Here is a 10,459-nt window from a genome sequence, read left to right as displayed (position 1 = left end):
CCTCGCTGTGTAGGTCTGTGCAGGATCACGGAATTTTGCGCTTGTAATATTGGTGATTGTGAAGGCAATGTGTCGCGGGGACTGTCCCCAGGCCGATTTCGGCACCCCCTGAATGGTTACACTGGACTAAGGGTATAGCCATATTTAGCAGCTGTATCCTGCGGGGATAAATAAATCAGGGGCACCCGCCTGCTAAGACTTGAAAAAAATAAGGGTGTCAGATAGGCTGTAAGCTTGCAAACAAGCTGCACTGCTGGATTTGAAAGGGGTTGCCCTCCGGGAGGGCCGGCCCCTTTATTTGCTGCAACCGGTTGAACCTTTGCAGGGTTTTGCTTCAAGGCGAAATCTTAAGGAGATAAAATGTCCCAGCCCATAAAAGAAGCAGCAGCCGTGTGCAAGACCATTATGCGCAACGGCTACGATGCATACGTCATCAATGCCCCCCTGCAGGAGCGGGCCATGGATCAGGACCACATGGAAGTGGATATCTGTACGGAACTGGACTTTACCGGCCTGACCAAGCTTTTTCCCAGCCTGGAGACATCCGGGGGACTGGATTTCCTTGGTTCTCTACGCCAGGGCCAGGTGACCTTCAATTTTTACCCCGCAGACGTCATAGAAAGTTCATACACCGACGGCACCATAGCCCGCATGACTCCCAGGCTGGTCAAGCGCCTGGAAGAGATGGGGGATATGCCCCTGACCTGGGCCTGTCCTTATATTCCGGATCCCAGGGCCGTTTACGACGGCTTTGAAGACCTGGATACAGGCAAAGTCACCCTTGAGGGGCTGCCCGACGAGACTCTGAAGAAAGATTATCTGCGGGCCATCAAGGCCCTGCGTTTTTCAGCCAATTTCGGCCTGCCCATAGAGGGTAACACCTGGCTGGCCATTCTCAGATCTTCCAGGAGGGTTCTGGACTACGTGTCAGTTACAGATCTCATGGACGAATGGCGCAAGGTGGAAGCCGAAAATATGCACAGGTTCGTAAGTCTTCTGTTTGAATCCATGATCCTGCACGGTCTCATCCCGGAGCTTGCATCCCTCAGCAGGGTAAAGCAGGTGAAAAATCAGGAGGAGGGCCTGGAAAATGTATGGGAGCATACCCTTGGGGTGATGCGCTATTATCCGGAAGAACTTCCCTATGACTGGTACGGCACCATGGCCTGCCTCTTTCATGACGTGGGCAAGCTGTTTGCCGCGGAATATTTTCACGACAGAATCACTTTTTACCAGCACCACCGTATAGGGGCCAAGGTTGCCCGCAAGATACTTAAGCGGCTCAGGTTCAATACCGATGAGATCGATCTGGTGTGCCACCTGGTGCGCCATCATATGCGCTTTCATTTCATGCTCACAGACCGCGGCATCCGAAGGTTCATGGCCCTGGACGAGTATCCCAGGCTCATGGAAATGGTCCGGGCGGACATCAAGGCCAGGGACGGCAGCTACAAGGAATTCAACCACAACCTGAAGATGCTGCAGAAGGCCAAGGTCAGCGAGGATACTCTGGAGCCTCTTCTGAACGGGCACGAGATCATGGAGTTCACCGGCATCAAGCCCGGTCCCGGGGTAGGGGTGATCCGGGAGGCCCTGCTGCAGGCCCAGGCAGCTGGAGATGTTACTTCGGTGCCCGAGGCCATAGAATTTGTCATGCGCTACAAGGAAAAGGAGCATCTGCAATAGACAACCTGCTGGAACAAGACCGCGAATCAATGCAGAATCTGCTGAAAGAGCGCGGGGAACCGGCCTACAGGGCGGATCAGCTCTGGCAGTGGATATGGCAGAAAAAAGCCGGGGATTTCCAGGAGATGACCAACATTTCCAAGGCCCTGCGCAGCAGTCTGCAGCAGGAGTTTGTCCTGCAAAGGCCTGCCGTGGTCCAGAAAAAGGAAAGTATTGACGGGACAGTAAAGCTCCTGCTGGGTCTTAATGACGGCTTTTTTATCGAAACGGTCATCATCCCGGAAAAGGATTATTATACCCAGTGCATATCCACCCAGGTGGGGTGCCCCATGGGATGTGTCTTCTGCAGTACCGGGTGTATGGGGTTCAAGCGCAATCTCACCCCCGGAGAGATAGCTTCCCAGGTTCTTGTGGCATGCCGGCACCTGGAGGACACTGGCCTGGACAGTACCCGTCTGACCAACGTGGTGCTTATGGGCATGGGGGAGCCGCTTTTAAACTGGGATGCGGTGAAAAAGGCCATGTACATGATGACGGATTCCCTGGGACTGGGGATTTCCAGAAGAAGGCTTACCCTGTCCACGGTGGGGGTCAGGGACAGGCTGCAGGAATTCGGCAGCTCCCGTCTGGGGATGCTGGCGGTGTCACTGCATGCACCGGATCAGGATCTGCGCCGCAGGCTTATGCCCGGGGCCGCAACCTGGGATATAAAGGACCTGGTCAGGGCCCTGGAGCAATACCCTCTTGCCCCCAGGGAACGTATTACCATTGAATACGTTCTGTTAAAGGATATAAACGATTCCCCGGCCCAGGCCAGGGCCCTTGTGCGTCTTTTGTCCCGGGTCAAATGCAAGGTGAACCTGCTGGCCTACAACCCCGGGGAGCAGGAAGGATATCAGCCGCCACAGGAGAAGACCATACTGACGTTTGAGGAAGTGCTTCGCTCCAAGGGGCTGACTGTCACCCTGCGCAAAAGCAAGGGCCAGGACATAAGTGCCGCCTGCGGACAGCTCATTGCCGATTCATGACCGGGTGATCAGGGGAAGAAATGATGAATGCGGAATGATGAATTATGAGCAAATTCTCACCATAATAATTATGTGCTCCAGTGGTCCGGGGGTTCGGCAAGCAGGACGTAAAAACTCGCTCCAAGGCAGCGTAAATCAAAACCTATACACGGCATTCTCAACCAGAATGACATCAAAAACATGCTTTGTATTAAATTCAGTGTTTAACGGTTTTGATTAACGCTGCCTACGTCGCTCAGACAGTTTACGCCCTGTTTGCCGAACCCCCGGACCCTGGCTATTTGCCCGCAGATGTTGAATATTTACAGTGATGGAAGGAAAAAAGAAGTTTGGAGTGTGGGTATAAGGGGGTTGTAAAACCCTGTATCAGTAAGAAATGATCAAGGGTAAACAAGGAGATATGTTTTGAAACCCGATTTTGACAAGGGAAACGGGCTGTTGCCCGTGATAGTCCAGGAGTGGGAGACCGGCGAGGTGCTCATGCTGGCCTACACCGACGAGCAGGCATGGGAAAAGAGTCTGGATACCGGTGAGGCCCATTTCTACAGCCGCAGCAGAAAAAGTATATGGCATAAAGGCGGAACTTCCGGACACGTGCAGAGGATCCGGGAGATACGCATAGACTGCGACTATGACACCATCTTGTTCATGGTGGAACAGGTGGGGGGAGCGGCCTGCCACAAGGGCTACAAAAGCTGCTTTTACACCCGGGTGGAAAAGGATGGCCGTTTTCTGGAACATGCCGAAAAAGTATTCGATCCCAAGGAGGTTTACAATAAATGAGCAGCGAGCAAGTCCTGAAGCTGGGCATCCCCAAGGGTTCCCTGGAGGAAGCCACCAGAAGGCTTTTCGCCCGGGCCGGATGGAAGATAAAGCCCCATCACAGGAACTATTTCCCGGAAATAAATGACCAGGAGATGCAGTGTTCTCTTTGCCGGGCTCAGGAAATATCCAGGTACGTGGAAAACGGGACCATGGATGCGGGGCTTACCGGAAAAGACTGGATCATGGAAAATGAATCCGACGTGGTGGTGGTCTCGGACCTGGTGTATTCCAAGGTCAGCAACAGGCCGGCCAGGTGGGTGCTGGCGGTGGCCGGTGATTCACCCTACCGCCGCCCCGAGGATCTGTCAGGCAAAAAGATAGCCACAGAGTTAAGAAACTTTACCCATAATTATTTTCACAATGCTGGCATTCCCGTGGAGGTGGAATTTTCATGGGGGGCAACAGAGGCCAAGGTGGTGGAGGGACTGGCTGACGCCATTGTGGAGGTCACCGAAACCGGGTCCACCATCAAGGCGCACGGGCTAAGGATAATAGCCGAGCTTCTGCAGACCAATACCCAGTTCATCGCCAATAAAGAGGCCTGGGAAGATCCCTGGAAGCGAAACAAGATCGAGAATATCAACACCCTGTTGCACGGTGCTCTGCGGGCGGACCGGCTGGTGGGGCTGAAAATGAACCTGCCCGCGGACAGGGTGGAAGACGTCATGGCCCTTTTACCCAGTATGACAGCCCCCACTGTTGCCCATCTGTACAATACAGACTGGCTGTCCGTGGAAATCGTGGTGGAGGAGGACCGGGTCCGGGAACTGGTGCCCAGGCTCCAGGAAAAAGGCGCCGAGGCCATTATTGAGTACGCCCTGAACAAGGTGATCTGATTGCCTGGTTATCCACAATCAAGTTCAATTATGCCCAGACTGATTTCTTTAATGCTGCTTGTTTTTCTGGCAGGATGCGCCCATACCGGGGCCGACCGCATGAGTCTGCATCAGGCCGAACTGCGCCTGGACCTGGCTGAGCGCTATCTCATCGAGAACGAGCCCAGGCCGGCCCTGGAGCAGCTGCAGCAGGTAAAGGAAGCCTCTCCGGATAATCCCAGGCTGTATTTCAACATGGGACTGGCCCATACCAGTATGGAAGACTGGGACAGGGCTGCCCGGGATTTTGAAAAGGCCCTGGAACTAAAGCCTGATTACGGAGAGGCCTGGAACAACCTGGGCCAGGTAAGAAAGGCCCAGGGCCGCACTCAGGAAGCCAGACAGGCCTATGAAGCGGCTCTGGAGATTGAAGAATACATGACTCCGGAGTTTGCATACTATAACCTGGCCTCGCTTTTTCAGGAAGAGGGAGATTTAGAAAGAGCCCTGGAATATGCAGTGAACTCCGTGGAAAAAAACCGGCGTTTTGTTCCCGGCTACGACCTGGCCGGCAGCCTTTACCAGGAACTGGATCTTTATGATGAGGCCCTGCGCATCTTCGAGCGGGGGGCCCAGGCCATGCCGGGCAATGCCCGGCTGAGTCTTGCCTATGCCGAGGAACTGGTTCGGGCCGGCAGGGACAGCGAAGCAATAACGTGGTTTGAGCACGTAATCGAGCAAAATGATGACTCCCAAGAGGCCCAAATGGCCCGGGATTACCTGGAGGCCCTGCGTTAGAGAAAGCGGCCCCGCAATACTGGGGATAAACCCCTGGGTTTACGACTTTGCAGCTTACAATCTCTGGGCCAGGCCGGCCGGCCTCCTGGTCTGCCTGGACATGCTCTCCAAAGCTGGAGCACGCACCGCTCTTATGGACTGCATGGACCGCACCTGGCAGGATCAGCCCTGGCCTGCGGCGGGGTATACCGGAGCAGGACGCTATCCCCGCACCGTCCTGCCCAGGCCGGGGATACTGGCGGATGTTCCCCGGCAGTACAGCCGGTATGGCCTTCCCGGGGACAGGGTGGAAAAAGCCCTGGCCAGGCTTGATCCTCCTCCGGATCTCATCCTGATCACCTCCATAATGACCTACTGGTATCCGGGCATTGTCGCGGCTGTGCGCATGCTGCGCAGGCTCTGGCCAGGGGTGCCCGTCTGTCTGGGCGGGGTGTATGCCACCTTGTGCCGGGAGCATGCGCTCAGGCTGGACGTGGACCTGGTAATTTCAGGTCCTCTGGAGGACGAGGACAACTGGGCCAAGGTGTGGAACCTGCTTGGTTCCAGCCCTCCAGAACTGCCCCGGGATGCGGGCATGAGCCTGGATACCTCGTTTTATACACAAAGCGGTTATTCGGTGATAATGGGTTCCAGGGGATGCCCCTTCAGGTGCAGTTACTGTTCCGGGTACAGGCTTTATCCGGGCTTCAGGCAGGCTGAGGCAGGTCTTTTGTTTGAGCATATAAGGCGTGAATACATGCGCGGCATCAGGGATTTTGCCTTTTACGACGATGCCCTTCTGGTAAATGCCCGGAATCTGCTTATCCCCCTGCTGGACAAGATTATATCCAGCGGGATGGAGATAAGGCTGCACACTCCCAATGCCCTGCACGTGCGCTACCTGGACCTGGAAGTGTGCAGACTTTTTTACCGGGCCGGACTGCATACCATCCGCCTGGGATTCGAGACCGGGGCTTTCGGGTCCCGGCCGGACAGAAAGCTTGCATCAGACGAGTGGAGCCAAGGCATGCACAATCTGCTGCAGGCAGGATTTGAAAAAGAACAGATGGCTGCGTATGTACTCTTCGGCCTGCCCGGGCAGGATGATGCAGAAGTTCTGCAGAGCATCCGGGAGGTGCGCAGATGGGGCATCCGCCCCGAGCTTACCCAGTATTCGCCCATTCCCGGCAGCGAGATGTTTGAAGAAGCAAAAAACTATACCTGGCTGGACTTAGATGATCCCCTGGCGCACAACAACTCCATCTGGCCCTGCGTTCCGGGTGGTTTTACCTGGGAAAAGCGCAATTACTGGAGCCGTGTTGCAGCAGGGGCATGAGGAGCAGGGCAGTTTTTCATGGTCTCAGGGGATAAAGAGGTGTACAAGGTTTTTTAAACTCAGGAGGAGAGGAGAAGATGAGTACCATAATGCCCGAAGACAAAAAAGTCAGGCAGGCTGTAAAGTGGGTGGACGAGGGTATCCAGGAGGGCAAAAGCCTGGACAGGCTCCTTGGTGAAGCGGGGATGCGTTTCAATCTGGGGCCAAGAGACGAAGAGTTTCTGTACAAATTTTTCCAGAAGAACAAGCAGGGTGTTGACGATAACCAATGAAGATTCTGCACCGGCAGATCATAAAAGAGGTGGGAACGATATTCCTGGTGACTCTGGCCTCCATGCTGTCTCTGATAGTCATCGGGCGCATGATCGACCTCAAGGATATCTTTGTAGGGCAAAATATTCAGATACTGTACGTTATCAAGTCCTTTTTCTACCTTGGCCCCTCCTTTCTCAGTATGGTCATTCCCATAGCCTGCATGCTGAGCATCTTCCTGTGTTTTCTGCGCATGTCCTCGGACCGGGAGCTCACTGCCCTGCAGACCAGCGGCATATCCATAAGAAGCCTGGTTCTTTCTCCCCTGCTTTTTTCCCTGGGAGCCATGGGGTTTACCCTGTACGTAACCCTGCACCTTACTTCCTGGGGCATAGACAATTTTCGCGAGACAGCGGTGGAAATGGTCCGGGAGCAGACCGAAGTCAGCATGCAGCCAGGAGTGTTTCACCGCATGATCCCGGACATGGCCATATATGTTCACAACAGGGACCCGGGGACCAGTGAGCTGAAAGAGGTGTTTATCTCCGACGACACTGTTCCGGAAGCCCCTTTGACTATTGTTGCCCCCACAGGACGTATGCTCAGTGACAAAGAGGAAGGCATGCTCTATTTCATCCTGGATGATGGCCGGATCTACCGCCAGGACCAGGAGGAGCACAGCCTGGTTTCCTTTGGAGAATACAGGCTGCGCCTGGATCTTTTTTCACTTCTGGGCGATGCCGGTCTGCGGGACAAGCGTCCGGAAGAGATGTCCTGGGGTGAACTGCAGGCTTACAAGGATGATGCCCAGGCTGACAGCAGGCAGTACCGCCTGGCGGTGCTGGAAGAGCACAAGCGTTTTTCTCTGCCCCTGGCATGTCTGATTCTGGGGCTTTTCGCTGTGCCCCTGGGCCTTACCCTGCAGGGCCTGGGCCGCAACTGGGGGCTTTTGCTGGCCATGAGCTGCTTTCTTATTTACTACAGCCTGTTTACCGCGGTGTACGGCCTGGGAGAGGCCGGTACCCTGAATCCGGACCTGGCCATGTGGATGCCCAATATATTTTTCCTGGTTCTGACCCTGGGTGGTTTTTATTTCTATTCCCAGGGCCGCGAGATAGACCTGGGGCAGGTGTTGCGAAGCTTTGTCCCGTGGTTGCACAAAAGAGATGAAAATCAAGAGAACAATTAAAAAAAAGCTCCCCTGCATGCAGATATGAGTGTTTTAAATAGATATCTTTTGCGCCAGAATCTTTTCTACACCGCGGTCCTGCTTTTTTCCGGGACCATGGTGTACCTCATAGTGGATTTCGTGGGGCGCATGAACGCAATGGTCGAAGCAGGCCTGGGAGCGTTTCAGGTGCTGGAGTATTTTGCCTTCAAGATGCCCCTTATTGTTGCCCAGACCCTGCCTGCCATATTTATGCTGGGGGTCCTGATACAACTGGCCATGATGCACCGCAGCAATGAGCTTGTGGCCATGGAGAGCAGTGCCATCTCCTTTAGAAAGCCTGCTGTTTTCTTTATTGGTTACGCGCTTGTGGTTTTTATGCTGCTGTTTGTTTTTTCCGAGACCCTGGGAGTCAGGGGAGAGCAGGTCACAAGGCAGATCTGGAACCAGGACGTGCGTGACAGGGAAGCCGCTGTAGAGGGTCTGGAGGACGTCTGGGTCAAGGACCGGGATTATATGATTCATATTGAACGTGCGCATATAAACGAGGGCCGGGGAAAGGATTTTACCGCCTACAAAAAAAGTGATCCGGGCAAGCTACAGGAGATAATCAAGGCGCCCGAATTCGAGGTCCATAAAAACCGGTTATTGCTGCGCGACGTCACTGTATTCAAACCCCACAGCCTGGAAAGACAGAGTTTGCAGGAGATGGAGATGGAGGTTAAAATTGATCTCAGGTCATTTGCCCTGGTGGACTCGGATCTGCCTTATCAGGCCTGGTCCATATTTACCCTATCCGCCCTGGTAAATCAGCTCAAGGAAAGCGGGGCCAGCGTTGAAAAGATCTCCACCGCCCTGCACAGCAAGATAGCCTATCCTTTTGCCCTGGTGGTCATGACCCTGCTGGCCCTGGCCCTGTTTACCCGCATCAAAAATATTTACGCCCTGGTAACCCTGGGGCTGGTGATTGTCTTTTTTTACTACACGGTATATGTGTTCGGGGTAAGTTATGCTGAAGAAGGCGTGACAGCACCTTTTGTCGGCGCCTGGACAGCCAATGTGTTTTTCGGGATTTTAAGCCTGCTGCAGCTTTTCTGGATGGACAGGAGATGACCCGGCTTGTACCAGATTTTTTATGGCCTCCAGAAGGGCCTGCTGCCCCTGCCGTGTCCGGGCTGAAAAAAGGATGGGCTTGTGGGCCCGCTCCAGAAGCTTTTGCCAGCGCTTCAGGGCCAGCTGTCTCTGTTTCTGGTTACACTTGTCCGCCTTGGTAAGCACCGGCAGCAGCCTGGTCTGCAGGGAATCCACGTAATGGGCCAGGTCCAGGTCGCTGGACTGGGGCGAAATGCGCGAATCCAGAAGAAGAACCACGCCCGCCAGGTGGTGGTTGTCCTGGAGGTATTCCTGGATGAGTTCGCCCCACTTTTCACGCTCCACCCTGGAGCAGCGGGCGTAGCCGTACCCGGGCAGATCCACCAGGTAAAAATTTTCCTGTGGAGCCAGGAAGAAATTGATGCTCCTGGTTTTTCCCGGGGTGGAACTGATTCTGGCCAGCTTTTTCTGACCGGCCAGACTGTTTATCAGGGATGATTTGCCTACATTGGAGCGCCCGGCCAGGGCGATCTGCGGCAGGTCAGGGAAGCGCAGCTGATCTTTGGTGTAGGACGTGGTTTCAAGTCTTAACGTCAAATACATAGATGATTTTCCTGAAGTCGGGTTGTTCTGACCTGGGGCCGGATTGTTATTATGCTCAATGTCACAATGCATTGATTGTAGTGATGAAAGGTCCGGTTGTAAATCTTAAGCATTTCCGCATCGAGGTGCATATGTGGAGAAAACTGCTTTTATCTTCTCTTTTGCTGTTTGCTGTTTCCTGCGCCCGCGAAGAACCGGTGCAGAACTATTTTTACCTGCAGGATCCTGGAGAAGAATTTTACGAACAGGCCCGGTTCGAGGTCAGCCTTGATCCGGCGGAAATAGATGAGTTTGCCACCCTGGAGAAGGCCTTCTGGGAACACGGAGCGGACAAGTGTTTCAGTATCAATGCCAGGAAGGTTATAAACCGGGAACCCCTGGTGCGTCCCGGCAGGACGGGCTCACCCGGTTCAGGTACGGGTTTTGTGCGCACAAGCGGGGAAATAAAGCCGGTTCAGGCCTCCATGACTGATGCACAGTCCCTGGAATTCACCTGCATGTTGAGCACCATTCCCCACTGGAGCCTGGCTGGCGAAATCGTCGCCTTTGACAAGGACAAGACAATAGCTGCAACCCGGGATAAAATAGATATCGAGCTGTTTGACAGGTATCCTGAAAAGGGACCGGCCTACTTTTTCGTGGCCAGAAGGACCGAGAGAGAGGGCCGGCTGCTTTTAAAGATCTTCGGCTCGGGAAAGCTGCAGCAGGTCCTGCAGTCAGATACACAAATGAAGAGGCAAGAAAACTCTTCAGGCACCCTGGGCCGGGGGATTATCCTGGAAACAAGGCGCGAGGTAAGGCCCGGTGATCTGATTTTGCTGAGTTACCTGTCAGTGGAGGGTGTGCATGAAGAAGATGGGCCCGAATACGAAGAAGT

At 54.2% G+C, this 10,459-nt stretch carries 11 protein-coding genes; 10 read left to right on the top strand and 1 reads right to left on the bottom strand.

All coding sequences use genetic code 11. From position 1 onward, the window contains the following. Positions 1 to 360 precede the first annotated feature (360 nt). The 9 genes from D5S03_RS05655 to D5S03_RS05615 all read left to right on the top strand — a co-directional run bounded on the left by D5S03_RS05655 (position 361) and on the right by D5S03_RS05615 (position 9,000). The gene (locus tag D5S03_RS05655) at positions 361 to 1,686 is read left to right on the top strand and encodes an HD domain-containing protein (RefSeq protein ID WP_008870154.1); all 1,326 of its coding nucleotides are present in this window, start codon (positions 361 to 363) and stop codon (positions 1,684 to 1,686) included. Then, positions 1,683 to 2,714, top strand: a complete 1,032-nt coding sequence (rlmN, locus tag D5S03_RS05650) for a dual-specificity RNA methyltransferase RlmN (protein ID WP_040418450.1) — start codon at positions 1,683 to 1,685, stop codon at positions 2,712 to 2,714. Before D5S03_RS05655 ends, rlmN begins: the two co-directional genes overlap by 4 nt. Before the next feature lie 405 nt (positions 2,715 to 3,119). Further along, complete coding sequence (gene hisI, locus D5S03_RS05645; RefSeq protein WP_008870156.1) at positions 3,120 to 3,497, top strand: phosphoribosyl-AMP cyclohydrolase; 378 nt, start codon at positions 3,120 to 3,122, stop codon at positions 3,495 to 3,497. Then, complete coding sequence (gene hisG / locus D5S03_RS05640; protein WP_008870157.1) at positions 3,494 to 4,375, top strand: ATP phosphoribosyltransferase; 882 nt, start codon at positions 3,494 to 3,496, stop codon at positions 4,373 to 4,375. The genes hisI and hisG overlap by 4 nt, the downstream gene beginning before the upstream one ends. Before the next feature lie 30 nt (positions 4,376 to 4,405). Continuing rightward, positions 4,406 to 5,152 carry a tetratricopeptide repeat protein gene (locus tag D5S03_RS05635; RefSeq protein ID WP_287042965.1) on the top strand — a complete coding sequence of 249 codons (747 nt, stop codon included), beginning with the start codon at positions 4,406 to 4,408 and terminating at the stop codon, positions 5,150 to 5,152. Beyond that, positions 5,097 to 6,467, top strand: a complete 1,371-nt coding sequence (locus D5S03_RS05630) for a B12-binding domain-containing radical SAM protein (protein ID WP_287042963.1) — start codon at positions 5,097 to 5,099, stop codon at positions 6,465 to 6,467. Before D5S03_RS05635 ends, D5S03_RS05630 begins: the two co-directional genes overlap by 56 nt. Before the next feature lie 77 nt (positions 6,468 to 6,544). Continuing rightward, a complete protein-coding gene (locus D5S03_RS05625; protein ID WP_287042962.1) occupies positions 6,545 to 6,739 on the top strand; it encodes a hypothetical protein in 195 nt (64 codons plus the stop codon). Continuing rightward, positions 6,736 to 7,908 (top strand): LPS export ABC transporter permease LptF, encoded by a 1,173-nt coding sequence (gene lptF / locus D5S03_RS05620; protein WP_287042960.1) that lies wholly within the window; start codon positions 6,736 to 6,738, stop codon positions 7,906 to 7,908. The genes D5S03_RS05625 and lptF overlap by 4 nt, the downstream gene beginning before the upstream one ends. Positions 7,909 to 7,932: 24 nt before the next feature. Next, complete coding sequence (locus D5S03_RS05615) at positions 7,933 to 9,000, top strand: LptF/LptG family permease (RefSeq protein ID WP_287042958.1); 1,068 nt, start codon at positions 7,933 to 7,935, stop codon at positions 8,998 to 9,000. Here D5S03_RS05615 and yihA read toward each other — a convergent pair. Beyond that, complete coding sequence (gene yihA / locus D5S03_RS05610; protein WP_008870163.1) at positions 8,962 to 9,582, bottom strand: ribosome biogenesis GTP-binding protein YihA/YsxC; 621 nt, start codon at positions 9,580 to 9,582, stop codon at positions 8,962 to 8,964. The genes D5S03_RS05615 and yihA overlap by 39 nt on opposite strands. A gap of 131 nt (positions 9,583 to 9,713) precedes the next feature. Here yihA and D5S03_RS05605 point away from each other — a divergent pair. Further along, the coding region (locus D5S03_RS05605; RefSeq protein WP_287042956.1) for a hypothetical protein at positions 9,714 to 10,459 on the top strand (746 nt) is incomplete at its 3' end.

The organism is Desulfonatronospira sp. MSAO_Bac3, assembly GCF_003838035.1.
GTDB classification, from domain to species: Bacteria; Desulfobacterota; Desulfovibrionia; order Desulfovibrionales; family Desulfonatronovibrionaceae; genus Desulfonatronospira; species Desulfonatronospira thiodismutans.
The sequence above is the reverse complement of the archived record's forward strand: the minus strand, read 5'-3'. Positions and strand labels throughout refer to the sequence as shown.